20 protein-coding genes are annotated in these 20,889 nt (G+C 61.3%); 10 read left to right on the forward strand and 10 right to left on the reverse strand.

What is annotated here, in order from left to right:
* Positions 1-10: 10 nt before the first annotated feature.
* Positions 11-424, reverse strand: coding sequence for a PPC domain-containing DNA-binding protein (locus NA8A_RS19030; RefSeq protein WP_009452007.1), 414 nt, complete (start codon positions 422-424; stop codon positions 11-13).
* The gene (locus NA8A_RS19035; protein WP_009452008.1) at positions 417-971 is read right to left on the reverse strand and encodes a PCC domain-containing protein; all 555 of its coding nucleotides are present in this window, start codon (positions 969-971) and stop codon (positions 417-419) included. Before NA8A_RS19035 ends, NA8A_RS19030 begins: the two co-directional genes overlap by 8 nt.
* A gap of 208 nt (positions 972-1,179) precedes the next feature.
* On the opposite strand from NA8A_RS19035, the gene NA8A_RS19040 reads away from it, so the two are divergent.
* Positions 1,180-1,650, forward strand: a complete 471-nt coding sequence (locus tag NA8A_RS19040) for an Lrp/AsnC family transcriptional regulator (RefSeq protein WP_009452009.1) — start codon at positions 1,180-1,182, stop codon at positions 1,648-1,650.
* A 24-nt stretch (positions 1,651-1,674) separates the two neighbouring features.
* Here NA8A_RS19040 and NA8A_RS19045 read toward each other — a convergent pair whose 3' ends face one another.
* From NA8A_RS19045 to ilvD, 4 genes are all read right to left on the reverse strand, one after another.
* A complete protein-coding gene (locus tag NA8A_RS19045; RefSeq protein WP_009452010.1) occupies positions 1,675-2,958 on the reverse strand; it encodes a TRAP transporter large permease in 1,284 nt (427 codons plus the stop codon).
* A 6-nt stretch (positions 2,959-2,964) separates the two neighbouring features.
* Positions 2,965-3,510 carry a TRAP transporter small permease gene (locus NA8A_RS19050; protein ID WP_009452011.1) on the reverse strand — a complete coding sequence of 182 codons (546 nt, stop codon included), beginning with the start codon at positions 3,508-3,510 and terminating at the stop codon, positions 2,965-2,967.
* Positions 3,511-3,702: 192 nt separating this feature from the next.
* Positions 3,703-4,704 (reverse strand): TRAP transporter substrate-binding protein, encoded by a 1,002-nt coding sequence (locus tag NA8A_RS19055; RefSeq protein WP_009452012.1) that lies wholly within the window; start codon positions 4,702-4,704, stop codon positions 3,703-3,705.
* 181 nt (positions 4,705-4,885) lie between these two features.
* Positions 4,886-6,559, reverse strand: a complete 1,674-nt coding sequence (gene ilvD / locus NA8A_RS19060) for a dihydroxy-acid dehydratase (protein WP_009452013.1) — start codon at positions 6,557-6,559, stop codon at positions 4,886-4,888.
* 138 nt (positions 6,560-6,697) lie between these two features.
* Here ilvD and NA8A_RS19065 point away from each other — a divergent pair, with 138 nt between their 5' ends.
* Positions 6,698-7,609 carry a LysR family transcriptional regulator gene (locus NA8A_RS19065; protein WP_009452014.1) on the forward strand — a complete coding sequence of 304 codons (912 nt, stop codon included), beginning with the start codon at positions 6,698-6,700 and terminating at the stop codon, positions 7,607-7,609.
* Between the two features lie 37 nt (positions 7,610-7,646).
* On the opposite strand, the gene NA8A_RS19070 is transcribed toward NA8A_RS19065, so the two are convergent.
* The 3 genes from NA8A_RS19070 to NA8A_RS19080 form a co-directional block, all read right to left on the reverse strand.
* Complete coding sequence (locus NA8A_RS19070; protein ID WP_009452015.1) at positions 7,647-8,690, reverse strand: quaternary amine ABC transporter ATP-binding protein; 1,044 nt, start codon at positions 8,688-8,690, stop codon at positions 7,647-7,649.
* Positions 8,690-9,559 (reverse strand): ABC transporter permease, encoded by an 870-nt coding sequence (locus NA8A_RS19075; protein WP_009452016.1) that lies wholly within the window; start codon positions 9,557-9,559, stop codon positions 8,690-8,692. Before NA8A_RS19075 ends, NA8A_RS19070 begins: the two co-directional genes overlap by 1 nt.
* A 246-nt stretch (positions 9,560-9,805) precedes the next feature.
* Entirely contained in the window at positions 9,806-10,840 is a 1,035-nt protein-coding gene (locus tag NA8A_RS19080; RefSeq protein ID WP_009452017.1) for an ABC transporter substrate-binding protein, read from the reverse strand.
* Between the two features lie 363 nt (positions 10,841-11,203).
* On the opposite strand from NA8A_RS19080, the gene NA8A_RS19085 reads away from it, so the two are divergent.
* Complete coding sequence (locus tag NA8A_RS19085) at positions 11,204-12,142, forward strand: polysaccharide deacetylase family protein (protein ID WP_009452018.1); 939 nt, start codon at positions 11,204-11,206, stop codon at positions 12,140-12,142.
* A gap of 26 nt (positions 12,143-12,168) precedes the next feature.
* Positions 12,169-12,681: an ureidoglycolate lyase gene (locus tag NA8A_RS24450; RefSeq protein WP_009452019.1), complete on the forward strand. Its 513-nt coding sequence runs from the start codon at positions 12,169-12,171 to the stop codon at positions 12,679-12,681.
* Positions 12,682-12,693: 12 nt separating this feature from the next.
* Here NA8A_RS24450 and NA8A_RS19095 read toward each other — a convergent pair whose 3' ends face one another.
* Positions 12,694-13,590 (reverse strand): LysR family transcriptional regulator, encoded by an 897-nt coding sequence (locus NA8A_RS19095; protein ID WP_009452020.1) that lies wholly within the window; start codon positions 13,588-13,590, stop codon positions 12,694-12,696.
* A gap of 134 nt (positions 13,591-13,724) precedes the next feature.
* Between NA8A_RS19095 and NA8A_RS19100 the strand changes: the two genes are divergently transcribed.
* The 6 genes from NA8A_RS19100 (at position 13,725) to NA8A_RS19125 (ending at position 20,877) form a co-directional block, all read left to right on the forward strand.
* Positions 13,725-14,648, forward strand: a complete 924-nt coding sequence (locus tag NA8A_RS19100; protein WP_009452021.1) for an N-carbamoyl-D-amino-acid hydrolase — start codon at positions 13,725-13,727, stop codon at positions 14,646-14,648.
* Positions 14,649-14,697: 49 nt separating this feature from the next.
* Entirely contained in the window at positions 14,698-16,191 is a 1,494-nt protein-coding gene (locus NA8A_RS19105) for an amidohydrolase family protein (RefSeq protein ID WP_009452022.1), read from the forward strand.
* Between the two features lie 206 nt (positions 16,192-16,397).
* Entirely contained in the window at positions 16,398-17,387 is a 990-nt protein-coding gene (locus NA8A_RS19110; RefSeq protein WP_009452023.1) for a TAXI family TRAP transporter solute-binding subunit, read from the forward strand.
* A gap of 125 nt (positions 17,388-17,512) precedes the next feature.
* Complete coding sequence (locus tag NA8A_RS19115; RefSeq protein WP_143088102.1) at positions 17,513-17,902, forward strand: DUF1850 domain-containing protein; 390 nt, start codon at positions 17,513-17,515, stop codon at positions 17,900-17,902.
* Positions 17,903-17,944: 42 nt separating this feature from the next.
* A complete protein-coding gene (locus NA8A_RS19120) occupies positions 17,945-20,197 on the forward strand; it encodes a TRAP transporter permease (protein WP_009452025.1) in 2,253 nt (750 codons plus the stop codon).
* Positions 20,194-20,877 carry an aspartate/glutamate racemase family protein gene (locus NA8A_RS19125; RefSeq protein WP_009452026.1) on the forward strand — a complete coding sequence of 228 codons (684 nt, stop codon included), beginning with the start codon at positions 20,194-20,196 and terminating at the stop codon, positions 20,875-20,877. The genes NA8A_RS19120 and NA8A_RS19125 overlap by 4 nt, the downstream gene beginning before the upstream one ends.
* Positions 20,878-20,889 lie beyond the last annotated feature (12 nt).

A 20,889-nucleotide genomic window follows, 5' to 3' on the forward strand; every position in this document is an offset into this window, starting at 1 on the left:
CGGCGGAGGATCAGGCTGCCGTTGCCGTATCCATCTGCGCCGGCAGCCACTCCTCCAGCGTTACTTCGAAGGTCATGCAGATCGGGTTTGCGCCCGCCACGAAGGGGCCGCCATAGACTTTGCCTTCCGTGTCGGCCACGACACCGCTGAGGCTGGCGCGAAGCGAGCCATCGGGCTGGGCGCGAACTTCGCCTGCGAGGCTGACGATCTCCACTGCCGGTCCCTGTACCTGCCGCACGCCGCCCCCTGCCGTTTCGAGGCAGGCATCGACCAGGCTGCCAAGCGCGCCGCGCACGAAGGCGTTGCGGAAGCCTTCGGCAAGGCACAGCTTCTCGACCGCGTGAACGAGGTCCTCGTTCGGTGCGATGCGCGCATAGGCGACGCGGCCCATGGAGCCGCTTTCAACGATGGTCCGGTCAGTCATCGGCCTGTTCTTTCCTGGGCTGGAGGAGGGGAATATTGGTCTCGGGATCATATGCCTGCTGCAGGTTGAACCCTTCGAGAGAAGTAACGAGGGCGGAGATCGGCTGCGGTCCGATCACGCAATCCTCCGTGAGGATGTGTCCGCCGCGAAGCTCTCCGGCGGCGGTGCGGAGGGTGGCGTGGCAATGAACGAGCGGCTCCCCTTTCAGGCTGCGCCCGAGCGTGGCATTGCCGAACACCATGTAGGCCGTGCCCGCATCGATGGGCGCCGTATAGGCGATCACGGCCTGACCCGAAGGGTCGGGCGGCGCGACGCAATAGGAAAGCACATCGAAAGCGCCGCCGAGAATTGTCAGGGAGGCGTTGCGGATGCCGATCCCGGCCAATGGCTTGACGATCGCTTCATAGAGCGTGCAGCCGGGAGCGAGAGAAAGGCGCACATGCCGGGCCGTAGGCGCGCCGAGGCTGTTGATCCGGACCGGATTGAACCGGCCGGGATGGATCAGAAGGCGCGGGCGCGCCCGGTTCGGCGTTTCGGCTTGGCGCAAGGCGTTCCTCCCGTAACCTGCTGCAACCTTTTGCAAAGTGTACTCCTGCACGCGCCGAAGGTGCTTTTGAAGGAGAGGCCGGGGAGGTCGGTTTCAGGCAAGATTTTTTGCCGCCAAAGTCGGCGACGGAAGAAATTTCTGTTTGGGAATTCGGGGGCGAACCGCGCGGTACGCCCCATGCAAAACGGTGTTCGTGGAGGCGAAACGGATGAGAACGCTTGATCGGATCGACCGCAAGATCCTCAAGGAGCTCCTGGCCGATGGCCGCATCAGCAATGCAGAGCTCGCCGAGCGGGTGGGGCTGTCGCAAAGCCCCTGCTGGCAGCGCGTCAAGCGGCTTGAGGATGAGGGTTTCATTCGCGGCTATGCCGCACAGATCGACCAGTCGATGCTTGGTTTCACGGAGACCGTTATCATAGAAGTGATGCTCGACCGGCATGACGACGACACGCTCGAAGCCTTTGGGGCTGCCATGACGTCCTTTCCCGAGGTGATCGAGGCTTTCCTCACCACGGGCGAATATGATTATCTGGTCAAGGTCGCGGTGAAGGGCACGGCAGGCTATGAGGAGTTCTTGCGCAAGAAGCTCTACCAGGTGGCCGGCGTGCGCCACACGCGCTCCTGCTTTGCGCTCAAATGCCTGAAGAGCGGCGGCTCCATTCTCGATGAAGCCGACTGAAGCCGGATAAGCTTACCGCTTCGATCAATAACCGCCCATCTTGGGCAGCCAGGTGGACAGCGCCGGGATGAAGGTGATGGCGAGCAACACCAGGAAATGCGCCACAAGAAAGGGCGGCATTTCCCGGATGATGTCGCTGACCCTTATCTTCACCGCCGATGACACCACGAACAGCAAGGCACCCACCGGTGGCGTCAGTAGCCCGATGGTCAGGTTGACGATGACCACGATGGCGAAATGGATCGGGTCAATACCGAGCGAATGGGCGATGGGGCTCAGGATCGGCACGAGGATCATCACGCCGGGCAGCGGATCCATGAACAGGCCGAAGACAAGCAGGAGCACATTGATCGCGAGCAGGAACAGGACCGGGCTGAGATCCCATGAGACGATGGTCGCGGCTATGGCCTGGGGAATGCCCTCGATGATGATGATCCAGGCGAAGGCGCGCGCGGCGGCGAGGATCAGAAGGATGGCTGCCGTCACGAGCGCTGAGCGGAACACGATCTCGGGGAGGTCGCGCAGACGCAGCGACCGATAGAGGAAAAGGCCGCACAAAAGCGCGTAGAACACCGCGACGACCGAGGCTTCGGTGGGCGTGAACATGCCGCTGCGAATGCCGCCGATGATGAGCACGATGAGGAAAATGGCGGGCAGGGCCTTGAATGTCGTGCGCACCATCTCGTCGAAAGGCGGGCGCGGGGACTGGCTTCTGAAACCGCGCGTGCGGCACACATACCAGTTGGTGGCGGCCATGGCCGAGGAAATGAGGATGCCGGGGATGAGGCCCGCCATGAACAGGGCGATGACCGAAACCCGATTATCCTGCATCGCATAGAGGATCATGATGATCGATGGCGGGATGATGGGACCGACCACCGAGGCGGAAGCCGTGAGCGCGCTCGCATAGGATTTGTCGTAGCCGTCCTTCTCCATCATGCGGATCATCATCGCACCAGGGCCGGCGGCATCGGCAAGCGCGGAGCCCGAAATACCGGCGAACATGGTGGAGGACACCACATTGGCATAGCCGAGGCCGCCGCGAAAATGACCGACGAACTGCGATGCGAAACGCAGCAGAATTTGCGTCATGGCGCCGCTGGTCATCAGCTCCGCCGCCAGGATGAAGAAAGGCACGGCCATGAGCGGGAAACTGTCGAGGCCGGAGAACATCTCCTTGACGACGACGATCTCCGGATAGTTGCTGCCGAGCCCGATTGCAGCCCAGGCAGCAAGCGCCAGAGCGAAGGCGACCGGCATGCCGATCAGGAGGAGCAGGAAGAAGGAGCCGAAGAGGATGAGCGCCACGGTCGTCTAGTCCCTGTTTGCCGCAAGCCCGGGCGTGGGTTCGCCATGGCCGGAGATGGACGCTGTGTCGGTTTCCACTTCCGCGAAACGGTTTTCCAGCACGAAGCTTTTTGCGATGAGGAGAAGGTGCACGATCAAAAGCGTGAAGCCGATCGGCATGGCGGCGTAGATATAGCTGAAGGAGATGCGGGTGGCCGGCGTCACCTGAAAGCGGGCGCGCGCCATGTAGTCCTTACCCATCCAGATCATGATGGCGCAAAAGACAAGCAGCAGAAGCAGGATGACGATGCGCAAGGCGCGTTGTGCAGCCTGCGGCAGCATCTCCTGAAAATTGGCGATGGCCACATGCCCGCCCATGCGTAGTGCCATTCCGGCACCCAGGAACGTCATCCAGACCATGAGATAACGCGCGACTTCCTCGGCCCAGGTTATGGAGAAATTGGTCGTATAGCGCAGCGAGACATTGGCGAACACGATCACCGCCATGGCGGAAAGCAGGACCACCAGAGCCCATTTGTTCGCGGCCAGAAAATAGTGCTCAAGCCTGTTCACTGTTCCCTCCCCAAAGGGTTGCCCCGGCAATCGCAGGGGAATGTCCCCGTCCTGGCATCAGGGTAATCTCCCAGCCCTGTTTAAAGCATGATCGTGGAAAGTGGGAACCGGATTCGGGAAATTCGATCCGCAAAAGGAAAGGACCATGGCAGCGCCCTGAGGGTGCCGCCATAGTCCTTCTTCGTCAGGCCGCTACTCGGTGGCGATGATCTTGTCGATCGTCGCCTTGTCGTACTGGCCGTAGTATTTCTCATAGGCCGGGGCGAGCGCCTTCTGGAACGCCGCCTTCTGTTCGGCGGTCATTTCGCTCACATTCATGCCCTCCTTCTTGAGCTGTTCAACGCCGGAAGTTTCGACATTGTCCACATAGGCACGCATAGCCGCCACGGCTTCCGTCGCAGCGTCCTTGAATATCGTCTGATCCTCAGGCGACATGCCCTCCCAGAGCTGCTTGGAGACGAGCAGCATGGCCGGCGAATAGACGTGGCCGGACAGGGTCAGATATTTCTGAACTTCGGAAAGCTTGGCAGAGGTGATGACGGAGAGCGGGTTCTCCTGCCCGTCGATCGTGCCTTGCTGAAGGGCGCTGATGACCTCAGGCCAGGCCATGGGCGTGGGGGCCGCGCCCAGCGTTTCGAATGCCGTGATGTGGATGGGATTTTCCATCGTGCGCAGCTTGAGGCCTGCCACGTCTTCCGGCTTGTCGATCTCGTTGCGGTTGTTCGTGATGTGGCGGAAGCCCTGCTCGCCCCAGGCAAGAGCGACGAGGCCTACATCGTCAAACTTGGCGAGGATGCTCTGGCCGACTTCGCCGTCCAGCACCTTGCGGGCATGGGTGAGATCGCGGAACAGGAAGGGGATGTCGAAGATGCCGGTTTCCGGCACGAAGTTGCTCAGCGTTCCGGAGGAAACGATGGTCGCCTCAATGGTGCCGAGCTGGAGCCCTTCGATAACTTCGCGCTCGCCGCCGAGGCCGGACGAGGGGAAGTGACGGAACTTGTAGCGGCCGTCGCTTTTGGCCTCGACGACCTCCTGCCATTTGTCGGCGGCAACACCGTAGTGCGAGGTCGGCGCGAGCGCATAGCCGATCTTGATTTCCTGCTGAGCGTTGGCTGCGCCTGCCCAGCCGAATGCGCCCAATGCAACCGCCAATGCGGCGGCGGGGGCGAAATTCCGTAATGCCAGTGCTTTCATGAAACCCTCCCTGATTTCGCAAAATTCATATGTACACTAACGCACCGAAACGGAAACCGGAATCGGTTTTCCAAGTGTCCGATGCGCAGATCCATCACCCTGCGACGTACGCTGTGCGCCCGCAGGTTGCAGGCGGGTTGCGTGAGGCCGCAGTGTTTCCTTAGCGTTTGGACCAGCCGCGTCATCCAGTCAATGCGCCATCGCTTGCAGGACCAGCAAGTCTGGCGAACTTGGCCAACACACCTCGCGTGTAGCGTGGTTCGGGCTTTTTCCACTCCGTGCGGCGGCGGGCGATTTCCTCCTCGGGAACCTCCAGCTGCAGAAGTTGCCTGTCGGCGTCGATGGTGATGCTGTCGCCTTCCTCGACCAGCGCGATGGTGCCGCCCTCATAGGCTTCCGGCGTGATGTGACCGACAAGAAGCCCCCAGGATCCGCCGGAGAAACGGCCATCGGTGATGAGGCCGACCTTATCGCCGAGCCCTCGGCCGATGATGGCGGAGGTGGGGGCGAGCATTTCCGGCATGCCGGGGCCGCCCTTGGGGCCGAGATAACGCAGCACCAGAACGTCGCCCGGGCGTATGCGGTCCGACAGGATGGCGTCCATCGCCGATTGTTCGTCGTCGAAGACGCGCGCCGGGCCGGTGATGCTCGTCGATTTGAGGCCGGTGATCTTGGCCACGGCTCCCTGCTCTGCGAGGTTGCCTCTGAGGATGGCAAGATGCCCTTGTGCGTAGAGCGGTGAGCCGATTGGGCGGATGACGTCCTGGTCCGCCGGCGGAGTGTCGGGGATTTCGGCGAGTTCCTCCGCGAGCGTTCGGCCGGTGATGGTCAGGCAGTCGCCGTGCAGGAGCCCGGCCTGCAGGAGCACTTTCAGAACCTGCGGGATGCCGCCTGCCCGGTGCAGGTCGACAGCCATGTATTTGCCGGTCGGCTTCATGTCGCACAGGACAGGCACCTTGCGGCGAATCCGCTCGAAATCGTCGAGCGTCCACTCCACGTCGGCGGCCTGGCAGATGGCGAGATAGTGAAGCACGGCATTGGTGGAGCCGCCGGTGGCCATGACGAGCGCAATGGCGTTCTCGACGCTGCGGCGATTTATGATATCGCGCGGCTTGAGGCCCTTGCGCACTGCCTCAACGAGAACCCGCGCGGAGCGTTCGGTGGAAAGCCGCTTTTCTTCCGAGACATTGGCCATGGTAGAGGAGCCCAGAAGCGCCATGCCCAAAGCCTCGAAGGACGAGCTCATCGTGTTGGCGGTGAACATGCCGCCGCAAGCGCCGGTGCCGGGAACCGCATTGCGCTCCACGGCCTTGAATTCATCCTCGCTCATATGGCCGGCCTTGAGTGCGCCCACAGCCTCGAAGGCGGAGACAAGGGACAGGTCGCGCCCGTTCAGGTGACCCGGCATGACCGTGCCGCCATAGACATAGATGGCGGGGACATTGGCGCGGGCGATGCCGATCATTCCGCCGGGCTTGTTCTTGTCGCAACCGCCGATGACGAGGACCCCATCCATCCATTGCCCCTGAACGACGGTCTCGATGCAGTCGGCGATGACCTCACGGGAAACGAGGGAGTATTTCATGCCCTCCGTTCCCATGGACATGCCGTCGGAGATGGTAGGGACGCCGAAAATCTGCGGATTGCCGCCTGCCTTGCGCACGGCTGAAACGGCCGCGTCGGCAAGCGGCTGCAGGCCCGCATTGCAGGGAGTGATGGTCGAATGGCCGTTGGCGATGCCGATCATCGGCTTGGAGAAATCCTCCTCCTTGTAGCCGAGGGCATAGAACATGGCCCGGTTGGCGGCGCGCTCGACGCCCTGCGTTATCACCTTCGATCGCTCATTCGCTGACATGCTATTCTCACTCTTCTGGCGCGCTTTCCCGCGGCTCTGCTGCTACAGGCGGCTTGAGTGGAAAGCCTAGAAGCGATTGAGTGATATGAGAAATATATATATTGTATTGTATTGATCTGTCTGACGAATGAGGGTTCCATGGAAATCCGGCAGGTGCGCCATTTCGTCGTGCTGGCGGAAGAGTTGCATTTCGGGCGGGCGGCGGAACGGCTTGGCATGACCCAGCCGCCGCTCAGCCAGAGTATCCAGCTTCTGGAAGCGGCACTCGGCCTCAAGCTTTTCGAGCGCACGCGGCGCAGCGTTTCCCTGACCCCGGTGGCGCGGGAGTGGCTGCCGCATGCAAGACGGGTTCTCGAAGAGGCGACGCAACTGCCTGAAACCGCGCGGCGTTTGTCGCGGGGCGAGGTGGGCACGGTGCGCCTCGCCTTTGTGAGTTTCGTGAGCTACAGCTTTCTGCCGGCGCTGGTCCGGCGGTTCAAGGAGCGGTTTCCGGAGGTGGAGCTGACGCTGAGCGAGGCGACCAGCGACATACAGATTTCGGAGATGGCGGATGAAGCGCTGGATGCGGGCATCGTCATCGCACCGCCCGGCGGCAGTCTGCCATCCTCTCTGGATTACCTTCCCATCGGACGCGAGCCGCTGGTGGTGGCGGTGCCGGAGGAGTGGGTGATTTCGGGTAAGGTCAAGCCGACAGGTGGCAATCTTGCCTTCGAGGCATTGCGCGAACTGCCGGTGATCCTGTTTCCGCGCCGCGGCGCGCCGGCCTTGCATGACCTCGTCACGCGTTTTTATGCGGCGCATGGCGCCGAGCCCGTGCGCGGGCAGCGTGCGGTGCAGATGCAGACCATCATCAATCTGGTGTCGGGCGGGCTCGGTATCGCCTTCGTGCCGGCGACGATGCGCGCTCTGGCGCGGCCGGGTGTCGCCTATTTTCGCCTTGCTGGGCGGCAACCTGAAATCGAAGTGGGGCTCGCCTTCCGCGAACCGGGCGGAAGCGCGGCTCTTGGCCATCTGGTGGCGCTGGCGCGCGAGATGTTCGTGGGGCGCTGAACCCCGCTCCCTGTCGGTGGCGGGGTTCAGCAGAAGATCAGGATGCGGGTGCGGCGTGGCGGGCAAGCGCCCGGATCACCTGCTTGGCGGTGAGCCGACCCACCTGATTGCCTTCGGCATCGACGACGCCGACCCAGGCGTTTTCCGCGAAGAGCGGCAGAACGTCCTCGCAGCGCGCGTCCATGGGAACGGCCTGGTCGCAGGGCTCGTGATCGCCCTTTTCCATGATGGAGTGAACCTTGATGGCGCGGGCCTTGTTCACGGCCTGCACGAATTCCTCCACATGCTCGTTGGCCGGCGAGAGCACGATTTCCTCGGGCCGCCCGATCTGCTGCAGCGCGCCGTCCTTCAGGACGGCGATACGGTCGCCCACCTTCAGTGCCTCGTCGAAATCGTGGGTAATGAAGAGGATCGTCTTGCCGAGGGACTTCTGAAGCTCGATCAACTGGTCTTGCATGCCCGTGCGGATCAACGGATCGAGTGCTGAGAAGGCCTCGTCCATCAGCAGGATTTCCGTATCGAGGGCCAATGCGCGGGCTAGGCCCACACGCTGCTGCTGGCCGCCGGAAAGCTGGCGGGGCCGGCTTTTTTCGTAGCCCGAGAGACCCACGGTCTCGATCCATTTCTGGGCTGTCTTCAGACGTTCTTCGCGGTCGACACCGCGCACTTCCAGTCCGTAGGCGACATTGTCGATCACCGAGCGGTGCGGAAGCAGGCCGAATTTCTGGAACACCATGGCAACGCGTGTGCGGCGATATTCCCGCAACTCGCGCATGTTCATCTTCAAGACATCCGTTCCGCCGACGATGATCTCGCCCGAGGTCGGGTCGATCAGGCGGTTGACGTGGCGGATGAGCGTCGACTTTCCTGAGCCGGAAAGCCCCATGACGACAAAAATCTCGCCGGGCATGACGTCCAGCGATACGTCATCGAGACCGACGACATGGCCGGTCTCGGCGAGAACCTCGCTTTTCGACTTGCCAGAACGCAGGAGAGCAAGTGCTTCCTGCTCGTTGTTGCCGAAAATCTTGGTCACCGCGCGCATGGAGATGGCGGGCGTCTTTTCATTGTTTTCCGTCATCAGCGTTGCTCCGCCAGTCCAATCCGTTCCTGAAGCCTGCGGCCGAAGGCCTGCGTCACCCGGTCGAAGACGATCGCAAGCGCCACGATGCCGAGGCCGGCGAAGAGGCCACGGCTCACCTCGAGACGGCCGATGCCCTGGAGGACCTGATAGCCAAGGCCGCCAGCACCGATCATCGAAGCGATGACGACCATGGCGAGCGCCATCATCGTCGTCTGGTTGATGCCGGCCAGAATGGTGGGCAGGGCGAGCGGTATCTGGATGCCGAACAGGCGCTGACTGGTGCTGGCGCCGAAAGCGCGGCTTGCCTCCATTACCGCAGGATCGACCGTGCGCAGGCCGAGATCGGTGAGGCGCACCAGCGGCGGGGCGGCATAGACAATGGTGGCGATCAACGCCGGTATCTTGCCCGGCCCGAAAATCATGACCGTCGGTATGAGATAGACGAAGCTTGGCAATGTCTGCATCAGGTCGAGGATCGGGGTCATCGCCTGGCGAACCCAGGCGGAGCGCGACATCCAGACGCCGACCGGAATGGCGAAGATGATGGCCGTAAGCGTGGCTGATATCATCAACGCCATGGTGCTCATGGCGTCGCCCCAGAGCCCCATCACGCCGAGGAAGAGCATGGAGACCAGCACCACCAGGGGCAGCTGCCAGCGGCGGGTCGCCAGCCATGCAATGCCCGTCAGGATGGCGATCATCAGCCACCAGGGGGTGGCGACCAGAAGCCCCTCGATCCATTTCAGGAGCAGGAGCAGAGGATGGGCGGCGGCCTCGAAGCGGTCGCCCCAATTGCGGACGACCCAGTTGAGACCGTCGTCCACGGCCCGGCGCAGCGGGCGTGTGTCGATCAATTCAGGAAACAATTCGATTTTCTCCCGCTGGAGCGCCTTGTGTCCGCCATGTGTTCATGGTCAGGCGCTGCACCCCGTCATCTTGATTTGCGCATTCCTGCGGAGCCGAAAGGCTCGGTCCGGGTGTGGACCGTTCCGGCGTTCGGGCCCGTAGGCCGGCGCATTCCCTGTTAAATTCGTGGGGCAGAACCCATACGACGCAGCCGGGGCGTTCCCCCGGCTGCGTCGCTTTTCTTATCGGGACTGCCTTCATGGCCGTCAGTTGAGGCTTGCGTCCACCTTGGCCGCAACTTCCTCCGGCACCCACTGATGCCAGACGTCCTTCTTGGTCTTCAGAAAGTTTTCGGCGGTGGCGGCCGCATCGGCCTTGTTCTCCTCGCCGTAGACCAGCAATTCACTGATCTGAGCGTTGGTCAGGCCGACCTTGCTGAAATATTCGGCGACGTTCGGTGCATCTTCCTTGACCCAGCTTGCCGCACCCACGACGGCGGGCGAAGAGGGATAGGCGGTGACGGCGGCCGGCTCGTCGCAATCCGTGTCGGTGTTGCAGGCATAGACGTCGGGCTTTACCTCACCGAGGTCGAGCTGGACGGCGTCATATTTGCCGAGAATGGCGGTCGGGCCCCAGTAATAGAACAGGATCGGCTCCTCGCGGGTGAAGGCGCGGGCGATGGAGGCATCGAGCGCACCGCCAGAACCAGGCGAGAAGAGGTTCCATTTGTCTTTCATCTCGTAGGCTTCATAAAGCGCCGAGGTGGAGAGCTCGCAGGCCCAGCCGGGCGGACAGGAATAAAGCCGGCCCTTGGACGGGTCCTCCGGATCGGGGAAGAGGTCCGGGCGGGCGATCACGTCTTCGGCCTTCACCAGTTCCGGATTGGCTTCCTGCACATAGCGGGGGATGAACCAGCCTTCGACCGTGCCGTCGGTGATTGCGTCGGCAAGCTCAACAAGCTTGCCTTCCTCTATACCCTTCTCCCACTGCTGCTCGATTGCCGAGGTCCAAAGCTCGGGCGCGATGGCCGGCGTCCCGCGCGACAGCATCGACGAGGACGTCGGCACCGTGTCGCCGGTGACCACCTCGACATTGCAGCCGTAACCCGTCTCCAGAATCTTCGCGTGAATGCGTGCGAGCGCGGCCGCGGAAGGCCACGTCATCTCGGCGATATCAATCGTGCGGTCGGTGCCGCAGGCGGACGCGTCCTGAGCCTGTGCAAGGCCCGCACCGCCAAGAAGAGCAGCGGAAAAAACGGCAACACGTGTCGCGGCGGCAATGCCACCGGAACCATAAAGCATACTTCATTCTCCTGATAAGTTCACCTGAGTTGAGAACCTAGCGGTCTGCCTTTTTCGTGTCAAATTTCATTGAGAATTTTTCAACGCAGGATGAAATTATATTGTCGTATGCTCAAATTTCGGCTTTGTCATCAAAGCAATATATCGTGTGCGTATATTTTATATTTTCTTCCTGGCTCCAAGTCTCACCAGGTATCTTTGAAGTAAAGGTGGGCTTTACTCTTGCATTTCGGATGCGGCCTGCATCGCTACTGTGTGGTGTGCGATGCCGGATTGGCTCTCCATAACCTACGCTTATTCGCTGGGGTTATTGCGAATTGGACTTTGCGTATCGCGCGTGGCTGATGGTGCCGGCAATCGAGAATGGAATGGCGGCACCTGCTCATGATCACACCGGAACGGGATTTCATCGGATATGGCGAGAACTGGCCGGATCCGAAATGGCCGAATGGAGCACGGCTCGCGCTGCAATTCGTTATGAACTACGAGGAAGGCGCCGAATATGGGGCTTATGACGGGTTCAAGCGCAATGAGATCGGCCTTGCCGATACGCCTGGCGGGCGGGTGCCGGGTGGCCAGCGCGACATGGCTTTCGAGAGCATGTACGAATTCGGCAGCCGGGTCGGCGTATGGCGGATATTTCGGCTGTTTGCGGAACGCAAATTGCCGCTGACGGTGTTCGCCTGCGCGGTCGCGCTGGAGCGCAACCGGCATGTGGTTTCAGCAATGCAGCGGCATGGCTTCGACCTGTGTTGCCATGGCTTGCGGTGGGAGGAGCACTTCACGCTTTCAAGGGAGGAGGAGAAGCAGCATATTGCGGAGGCGGTTGCGTTGATCGAGCGGCTCACTGGCCAACGTCCGCTTGGCTGGTACTGCCGTTATGGGGCGAGCGAGCATACGCGGGCTCTACTCGCGGAAGAGGGCGGTTTCGTCTATGACAGCGACAGCTACAGCGATGAGCTTCCCTATTGGACAAGGGTTGGCGGCAAGGATCATCTGGTCGTCCCCTATAGCCTCGATACCAACGACACGAAGCTTGCACCGGGCGGGGGCATTTCCAGCGGGGAAGCCTTCTTCCAGCACCTCAAGGAGAATTTCGATTTTCTCCGCGCCGAGGGCGCTCATAGGCCGCGCATGATGTCGGTGGGGTTGCATGCCCGCATTGTCGGGCGGCCCGGGAAAGCCCTGGGCCTTGCCCGTTTCCTGGACTATGTGAGCCAGCATGAGGATGTCTGGATAGCCTCGCGGCTCGATATCGCCAGACATTGGCAGCGGCATCATCCGGCTCCCGCAGCGGGCTGACCCCTCTTCAAATCGGGATTTCTTTCATGGACGCCATCGCCACGGGCCTTGAGGCCGTGCCCCTGACACCGGAGGCCTTCGAGCCGTTCGGTATTGCCTTTCCCCTGGATTGTCCGGGATCGAGCGCGCCGCTTGTCTCCTATGAGCGGGCGCATCCGGGGCTTGATCTTCCCCGGTTGACGACAACCCGACTCGAACCTTCCAGCCTGCCCGTGCGGATCGGGCGCATGGAGTATCATCCATACTCCTCTCAGACCTTCATTCCGCTTTCCTGCTCGCGCTATCTCATCGCGGTTGCGCCGCGCGCCGTCGACGGCGCGCCCGACCTGCGGCAGGTTCGCTGTTTTCATGGCACTGCGCGTTGCGGAGTTCATTACGCGGCAGGCGTCTGGCATGCCTCTATGGTGGCGCTTGAGGAACCGGCGCGGTTCGCGGTTCAGATGTGGCGGGGCGAGGCGGTTGAAAATGACGTCTTTCTCGACCTCGCCGAAGCGATCACCTGCAACGGATTGCGAGGCGAACCAGGTGACCCCACCTGACCGCAAAATGCGCTAGTCGGCGCCGGGGTCTTCCACGATCACATCGCGCAGAATGCGCGAATAATTCTGGGCGATGCGGCTTAGCGGTGTCTCGCGTGAATAGACCATGTAGGCGACCACGGGAACGGCGGGCTTGAACGGACGCTTTTCCAGATGGGCGAATTCGGTGGCGCGGGCGATGTACTCGTCCACCAGGGCGACGCCTATGCCCATGCCGGCCATGCTGCAGGCCGTGTAGCCATAGCGGGTCTCGACCGACCAGTCATATTCCTCCTGCGAAGTCTTGAAGGCGCGCGCGATCTTGAGCCCCAGCGGGGTGCCACGCTCCATGGAGATGATGCGGTGCCCGCGCAGGGTTCGAGGTGTGATGACCTCCTCCCGCGCAAGAGGATGGCTCTTTGTCAGGACAGCGACGAACTTGCCCTCGTGGATTGCTTCGGTATGAATGGACGGGTGTTCCTCGAAGGAGAGCGCAATACCGATCTCAGCCTGTCGTGTCTGGATCTTCTCGATCAGATTCTCCATGCGGCGGATGTCGAGCGTGATGCGCACATTTGGCCAGCGGTCGAGGAAGCGCTTCAGCGAGTGGCCCACGATGGAAGAGGCCATGCTGGGCGTTGCCACGATGCGCAATGAGCCTGCGCTGGAATCGCGCAGATCGGAAATGCGCTGCTCGACCCCCTTGAGCATTGAAAAGACGGGTTCGAGATCCTGATAGATGCGCTCGGCTTCTGCCGTCGGCACGAGGCGCCCGCCGCGACGGGCGAAGAGTTCTATGCCGATCTGGTCTTCCATGTGCCGCACCAGATTGCTTACATTCGGCTGGGATACGCCAAGTTCATGGGCGGCGGCAGCGGTCGTGCCGTTGCGCACCACAGCGTGGAAGGCTTCGAGCTGCCTGAGTTTCATGTCGTTGCTCCTCCATCTAGTCGAATCCGAGATCGATCAGTCTATAATGTGTTATTATTGATCGCCGTCCTTATTTCATACGACATAATAGGATGTGCTGGCTAGAGTTCCCGAAATCGTTTCGGGAGGATTACATGACGCGGCGCATAAGGATCGGCGGTGCCCAGATGGGGGCAATATCGAGATCCGACAGCAAGAAGGAAATCGTCGACCGCCTGATTGCGCTGCTTCGGCAAGCCAGTGAAAAGGGCTGCGAACTGGTCGTCTTCCCCGAACTGGCGCTCAGCACCTTCTTCCCGCGCTGGTATGCCGAGCGCGACGGTATGGACGGCTATTTCGAAGACGGAATGCCCAATGCCGCTACGCTGCCCCTTTTCGAGGAAGCGCGCCGGCTGGGCATCGGCTTCAGCCTTGGCTATGCGGAGCTTGTCCAGGAAGATGGGCGGGTTCGGCGTTTCAACACCACCGTGCTCGTGGAGCGCAATGGCGAAATCGTCGGCAAATACCGGAAGATTCACCTGCCGGGCCATGCCGAATATGAGCCTGAGCGCAGTCACCAGCATCTGGAAAAACGCTATTTCGAGGTGGGCAATACGGGCTTTCAGGTTTGGGATGCCTTTGGCGGTCGTGTGGGCATGGCGATCTGCAATGACCGGCGCTGGGTCGAGACCTATCGCGTGATGGGGCTTCAGGATGTGGAGTTGATCCTGATTGGCTACAACACGCCGGTGGCCGATTCCCTTTCAGGGGAAAGCGAGACGCTGCGCATGTTCCACAATCACCTTACGATGCAGGCGGGGGCTTATCAGAACTCGACCTGGGTGGTGGGGGTTGCGAAGGCAGGCGTCGAAGACGGGCATCGCCTGATGGGAGGCAGTGTCATCGTCGCGCCGACGGGCGAAATTGTAGCGCAGGCGATGACGGAAGGGGACGAACTCATCGTTGCCGATTGCGATCTCGATCGCTGCCGCTACTACAAATCCCACATCTTCAATTTCGCGGCGCATCGCCGTCCCGAATTCTATCAGCGGATAACTTCACAGACCGGTGTGGAGTGATATTTAGCCGGGTCAAGAGTTGGCCGCATGGGCTGCATTGAGGGTCGAAATGGTTGAAAGAATTTGTATCCGCGGCGGGCGCGTCCTCGATCTCGATGGTGAAGCCGCACCCCATCTGGATGTGTTGATCGAGGATGGGGCGGTTCTTGAGCTTCTTGCGCCGGAGGCCGCAGAGGGAATATCAGCCCGGGTCATCGATGCTTCCGACTGTCTGTTGATGCCGGGCATGGTCAATGCGCATACGCATGGCCATGGCAGTCTCGGCAGGGGCATGGGCGACCGGTGGTCTCTCGATCTTCTCCTGAATGCCGGACCATGGATTTCCGGGATGCGGACGCTGGAGCATAAATACATTGCCGCAGCACTCAACGCGGCCGAGATGATCCTCAAGGGATGTACGGCGGCATACGACCTTTATTTCGAGTTTCCGGCGCCGACCCCGGAAGGCATGGACGCGGTTGCACGCGCCTATCGCGATGTGGGTGTGCGCACCGTCATTGCGCCAATGCTTGCCGATCTCAGCCTCTATGAGGCGATTCCCGGTTTGATGGACAGCCTGCCGGAGCCCCTGAAAAGGGAAGCGGCCAAATTCCACCTCAACCCGTTCGAGGAGACGGCGAAGGCATGTGAGCGGTTTCTCGCCTCATGGTCGCATCCGCTCGATGAGGCGAAGCCTGCGCTTGCCCCAACCATCCCTCTGCATTGCAGCGACCCTTTCCTGGAACGCTGCCGCGACCTTGCCCGGGCGCATGGAATAGGCCTGCACACGCATCTGGCCGAATCCAAGACGCAGGCCGTTTCAGCCCTCAAGCGCTACGGCAAGACCCTGACGGCACATATGGACGATCTCGGGCTTCTCGGCCCGAACTTCACGGCAGCCCACGGCATCTGGCTGGACGATGACGATATCGCCCTGATGGCCGAACGCGGATGCTCGGTCGCGCACAATCCGGGCAGCAATTTGCGGCTCGGGACCGGTGTTGCCCCGGTGCGGAAATTGCTCGATGCGGGCGTTTGCGTGGGGGTCGGGTCCGACGGCACAAACTCTTCCGACAATCAGAACATGTTCGAGGCTCTGCGCCTTGCCGCCAATGTCTCGCGTCTCTGCGACCTGGATGTCAATCGTTGGGTCTCCGCCCGCGAGGCGCTGGAAATGGCCACGCTCAACGGGGCGCGTATGCTCGACCTGCCGGCCAGGATCGGCGAACTCGCACCGGGGGCGCGCGCGGATATCGTTTTCCTCGACCTCAACAACGTCAATCTGGTGCCATTCAACAACCCGTTGAACCTGCTTGTCTATTCGGAAGATGCCAGCTCGGTGAAGAGCGTGATGGTCAATGGGAGGCTGGTGCTCGAGGATCGCCGGTTCACCAGTTTCGATTACGCAGGACTGCGCAAGAAGGCGCAAGAAGCAGCCGGCTGGCTGCGCGAGCGCACGGAAGAAAACCGCAAGACGGCGATGAGGCTCGAGGGCTTCGTTGCACGGCACTGCCTGTGTCTTTGCAGGGAAAACTACCCGGTCAAACGCCTCGTCTGTGATTAAAACAAAGGCAGATATAATAGCTTTCAGTTATAGAATATCGTATCAATTTTATTAGACATTATTGATTGCGGATTGCGATACTGAAGGCAGAGGTGAACACGACTTGGACCTCTTAGGGTCGGGCGCCAGCCATCGAAGAAATGACTCCGCTCCTCTCTATGGCACAAGAGGCATCAGCCAGGATGCTGCAAACAATGGAGGACGAAATGTCTCATATTAGCTGGAAATCAAAAGCCGCAGCGGTCCTGGCGGGGCTGTGCGTCGCGGTCGGTACGGTTGCTCCCGCAGCTTCCGCGGACCGTATTTTCTTCGGTATCGCCACGGGGTCGACGGGCGGCGTCTACTATCCCCTCGGGGGGATGATCGCCCAGGTGATCTCCAACAGTGCCGAGGTAAACGGTGCGCGTGTGATCGCCACGGCGGAAACGGGCAATGCCTCGGTCGCCAATGCGCGCCTGCTGCAGAACGGTTCCATCGAAGCAGGCATGATGGGCGCGGACATTGCCGATCAGGCTTATCGCGGAGCGGCCCAGTTCGCCGATGGCGCGGTGACCAATCTCCGCGCCATTGGAGCGTTGTTTCCCGAAACCGTTCAGGTGGTGGTGCGTGCGGATTCCGGCATCAAGAGCTTTCAGGATTTGAAGGGCAAAAGGGTTTCCTCCGGCCCTGCGGGCTCGGGCATGTATCAGCTCTTCGGTGACGTGCTCGGGGTGTTCGGCATGAAGCGCGAAGATGTCAGCGAGGACTTTTCGAGCTTCAGTCAGGCGGTCGACAAGCTGCGTGACGGCAATATCGATGCCTTCTTCGCGATTGGCGGCCTGCCGACGGTCTCGATCCAGGATCTGGCGAGTAGCCACGACATCCGTCTTCTCGCGCTCACCGATGAGGATATCGCCAAGGTGCGTGAATCCCAGCCCTATTATGCGGCAACCGTCGTTCCGGCGGGCACCTATGAAGGACAAGGCGAGGACATCAAGACGCTCGCGCTGCGCGCGCTTCTCGTTACCCATGACGGTGTCGAGGACGATGTGATCTACGAGGTTGCCAAGGCGATCTACGAGAACAACGACACGCTCTCGAAGGTTCATGTCCAGGGTAAGAACGTGAAGCTCGAGACGGCGCTCGAATCCGTTTCCATCCCCGTGCACCCCGGCGCGAAGCGCTATTATGAGGAAAAGGGGATCAAGGCCGAGTGATTTCGCCCGGTCTTCCTTGCCGCGGCGCGCTCCTGTGTGCCGCGGTCCTTTTCAACTCCCCGGTTTTTCTCGCTCTTGCGGGTGACGGGGGGCAGGCGGAAGGCTGCGCGTGGGAACTGCGCCTTATGGAGCCGCGCACGCAACGCGAGCTTCTGGATGTGCCGCTTTCGCCAGGCGACCCGACCTTCAGTCTCTCCTACACGCATTCGGTCTTCCACACCGAGGTGGTGAGCGAATACCAGGTCAGGGAAAGCGGGATCGTGCAGGTGCGGGAGACCTTCACCGACCCCGGATATGGAATGGAGAGCTCGCCCGACGACGTGAAGGGGCGGCTCGAGCAGATCGACGGCCACTTGCGGATGGAGCTGGAAAGGCCGATCCCCAATCTGGTCGTGCGGGTGCAACGCGCTCAGAACAATCGCATCACGGGTCTTGAAAGCATGGATCTCAGCCAGCTTCTTGGCGATGGGCCCATCGCAATTCGACCGACAAGGATATGCTCGCCTGAGGGGTGAGTTGGGCTTTGCCCGTAAACACAGCTAGGAGGCCTTTGAGCCATGAGCCGCGCAGGCTTGACGACCGCGAACGACCCGTCCCTCCAGGACGATGTCACGCATCTTCAGGAGATCGTGGATCCTGAAACCAATTTCAGGGCCGTGGCGGGTTTCACCGCCAAGCTGGTGACGGTTCTCGCCTTCGGGCTGTCGGCCTATCACTTTTATACGGCCGGCTTCGGCGTTCTTACCGAGGTGATCCATCGGTCCGTCCATCTGGCCATCTCGATGGCGCTGATCTTCCTGCTCTTCAGCAGGGCGGACAGCCAGTGGTCGGTTCGGTCCACCATTTCGACGGCCTTCTTCTCCGCCTGTTACCTGTGGATCAGCTGGAAGGCCTGGTCGGCGCTTGGCCTTGCTGCCTCCTCACCGGATACGATCTTCTTCTGGGGGGCGGTCGCGGTCATCGTTTTCCTGTCACTGCCCAATGTCAGGGGTAATCGCGCTGCCGCGGCAGCGGACAAGGGCATCGGCATCACCTATTATCTGATGATGCTGCTCGCGGCGAGCTTCTCGGTCTATCTGATCGTCTTCTTCAAGGAGATATTCATTGCCCGCGTCGGCCAGCCGATTGCACGGGATTATCTGATGGGCGCACTCGCCATGATCCTCGTGGCCGAGGCAACCCGCCGGACAATCGGCGCGGCGCTGCCGGCAATCGGCATGTTCTGCCTCTTCTATGCCGTGGCCGGACCCGAGCTGCCGGCGGAGATCGCGCATCGCGGCTTCAGCATGCCGCGCATCATCAACCATCTTTATCTGGGCACCGAGGGCATCTACGGCGTTGCCACAGGCGTGGTGGCAACGTTCGTGTTCCACTTCATCCTGTTTGGTGTCGTGGCGCAGCTTTCGGGGCTTGGACAGCTTTTCATCGGTCTTTCCACGGCAATTGCCGGTCGTTTTTCGGGCGGTCCGGCCAAGGTTTCAGTCGTTGCTTCCTCGATGTTCGGCATGATTTCAGGCTCGACGGTCGCAAACACCGTGACCACGGGGTCGCTGACCATTCCGCTGATGAAGAAGGCAGGTTTCCGCGCGCCTTTTGCCGGGGCGGTCGAGGCTTCGGCCAGTGCGGGCGGGCAGATCACGCCGCCCATCATGGGCGCTGCGGCCTTCGTGATGGCGGAATCGCTGGGCATTCCCTATGTCGAGCTGATCCTGATCGCCATCCTGCCGGCGGCATTTCATTATCTGTCGGTGCTTCTGTCGGTGCATTTCGAGGCCAAGCGGCTCGGCCTCGGTGCACTGCCGGACGAGGAGATACCGAGCGCGCTCGCGGTCGCCAGACAATACTGGCATCTCGCGCTTCCGCCGATCGTGATGGTGACGTTGCTTCTGATGCGCTTCACGCCGTTCATTGCAGCCTTCTGGGGCATCATCCTCGTGGTTCTCGTGTCGTATGTCCCGCTTGCCGCGCGCTATGCGGGCATGCCGGGGCTGGTCAAAGGCGAGGGTGGGCATGTGCTGACGCCGCGGCGTATCGTCGAGGCGTTCGAGGAGGGCGCGCGCTTCACGCTCGTGATCACGGCGACTTGCGCCTGCGTGGGCTTCATCCTGGGAACGGTCACGCTTACCGGTATCGGCTTCAAGCTTTCGGCTGCGGTTCTTTCGGCCGCGCATGCGGGTGCCGACATGATCGCCTTCCTCGATCCATTCGACCTGATCGACAGCCGGGGTGCTATCCTCTTCTGCGCACTGGTCCTCACCGCTGTTGCCTGCATTCTCATGGGCTGCGGAATTCCCACCGTGCCGCTCTACATCATCCTTTCGGCCATCGTGGCCCCGGCGCTTTATGAGTTCGGCGTGCCGCTGCTCGCCACGCATTTCGCGGTGTTCTATTTCGGGCTTCTGTCGGACTTGACGCCGCCCTTTGCGCTTGCGGCATTCGCCGGGGCAGCGCTTGCCCAGGCGGACCCCATGCGAACGGCGTTCATCAGCTTCCGGCTTTCCATCGCCAAGCTTCTGGTGCCCTTCATGTTCGTCTACAGCCCGGCGCTGCTCCTCATCGATTTCGATCCGGTGACCTTCGCCTTCGCTTTGGGTAGCGGCATCCTGTCGATCCTTTCGCTGGCCATCGGCTTTACCGGATTTGCCTTCAGGCCGCTCGGTGCGGTGCAGCGTGTCGTGCTTCTCTTATGCGGTTTGTGCCTTGTCTTCGATCAGGTGCAGACGATCATCGTCGCGGGGCTGGTCAGCCTTGCCATCATCGTCAACAACCTTCTGGTTGCCAGACGGGAAGCGAGAGGGGCCGCCGCATGAACAGTCAATCTCGTGGCAGGGTGCTGATCATCAACCCGAATTCGAACGAGGCTGTTACCGCGGCCATGGGCGTGGCGATTTCGTGCCTGAGCTGCACAACAGGTGTTGAAATGGAAACGCGCTCGCTGGCCGGGGCCCCGTTCGGAATCGAGAGCGAGGCCGACGCCGCACGGGTCGCTCCGATGCTTGCCGAACTGGTAGGCGAAGAAGAAGCCGGTTACGACGCGTTCGTGATCGGGTGTTTTCTCGATCCGGGGCTTGCGGCCTGCAGGCACATGACGAAAAAGCCGGTCTTCGGAATTGGCGAGTGTTCTATCTATGCAGCGCTCAGCCTTGCCGATCAGTTTGGCGTGCTGGCCCTTTCACGTGCGTCGGTCGGCCGGCACAAGCCGATCTTCAGGCGCCTTGGCGTCTGGGACCGGCTGGCCGGCGAACTGCCGCTTTCGATCAGCGTTGCCGAGGCGGTGAGCGAGGAAAGCGTCTATCCGCGTCTTCTCGATGCTGCGCTTTGCCTGCGCGACTCGCATGGCGCAGGTGCCGTCGTCCTGGGATGCGCGGGCATGGCGAGGCATCGCCAACGCCTTCAGGACGATACGGGGATAAGCATCATCGATCCTGTTCAGGCGGGGGCGATGCGCGCTCTGGGCGCGGTACTGACAAATCAAGCCGCTTCCGCGTAGGGGCGGTGGCAA

The sequence above is a fragment of the Nitratireductor indicus C115 genome (assembly GCF_000300515.1).
GTDB lineage: Bacteria > Pseudomonadota > Alphaproteobacteria > Rhizobiales > Rhizobiaceae > Nitratireductor > Nitratireductor indicus.

Excerpts from the sequence above, each read along its gene's own strand:
- NA8A_RS19030 (WP_009452007.1), bottom strand. The coding sequence starts at position 424 with ATGACTGACCGGACCATCGTTGAAAGCGGCTCCATGGGCCGCGTCGCC.
- NA8A_RS19040 (WP_009452009.1), top strand. The coding sequence starts at position 1,180 with ATGAGAACGCTTGATCGGATCGACCGCAAGATCCTCAAGGAGCTCCTG.
- NA8A_RS19055 (WP_009452012.1), bottom strand. The coding sequence starts at position 4,704 with ATGAAAGCACTGGCATTACGGAATTTCGCCCCCGCCGCCGCATTGGCG.
- ilvD (WP_009452013.1), bottom strand. The coding sequence starts at position 6,559 with ATGTCAGCGAATGAGCGATCGAAGGTGATAACGCAGGGCGTCGAGCGC.
- NA8A_RS19065 (WP_009452014.1), top strand. The coding sequence starts at position 6,698 with ATGGAAATCCGGCAGGTGCGCCATTTCGTCGTGCTGGCGGAAGAGTTG.
- NA8A_RS19070 (WP_009452015.1), bottom strand. The coding sequence starts at position 8,690 with ATGACGGAAAACAATGAAAAGACGCCCGCCATCTCCATGCGCGCGGTG.
- NA8A_RS19080 (WP_009452017.1), bottom strand. The coding sequence starts at position 10,840 with ATGCTTTATGGTTCCGGTGGCATTGCCGCCGCGACACGTGTTGCCGTT.
- NA8A_RS19085 (WP_009452018.1), top strand. The coding sequence starts at position 11,204 with ATGGAATGGCGGCACCTGCTCATGATCACACCGGAACGGGATTTCATC.
- NA8A_RS24450 (WP_009452019.1), top strand. The coding sequence starts at position 12,169 with ATGGACGCCATCGCCACGGGCCTTGAGGCCGTGCCCCTGACACCGGAG.
- NA8A_RS19095 (WP_009452020.1), bottom strand. The coding sequence starts at position 13,590 with ATGAAACTCAGGCAGCTCGAAGCCTTCCACGCTGTGGTGCGCAACGGC.
- NA8A_RS19100 (WP_009452021.1), top strand. The coding sequence starts at position 13,725 with ATGACGCGGCGCATAAGGATCGGCGGTGCCCAGATGGGGGCAATATCG.
- NA8A_RS19105 (WP_009452022.1), top strand. The coding sequence starts at position 14,698 with ATGGTTGAAAGAATTTGTATCCGCGGCGGGCGCGTCCTCGATCTCGAT.
- NA8A_RS19110 (WP_009452023.1), top strand. The coding sequence starts at position 16,398 with ATGTCTCATATTAGCTGGAAATCAAAAGCCGCAGCGGTCCTGGCGGGG.
- NA8A_RS19115 (WP_143088102.1), top strand. The coding sequence starts at position 17,513 with ATGGAGCCGCGCACGCAACGCGAGCTTCTGGATGTGCCGCTTTCGCCA.
- NA8A_RS19120 (WP_009452025.1), top strand. The coding sequence starts at position 17,945 with ATGAGCCGCGCAGGCTTGACGACCGCGAACGACCCGTCCCTCCAGGAC.
- NA8A_RS19125 (WP_009452026.1), top strand. The coding sequence starts at position 20,194 with ATGAACAGTCAATCTCGTGGCAGGGTGCTGATCATCAACCCGAATTCG.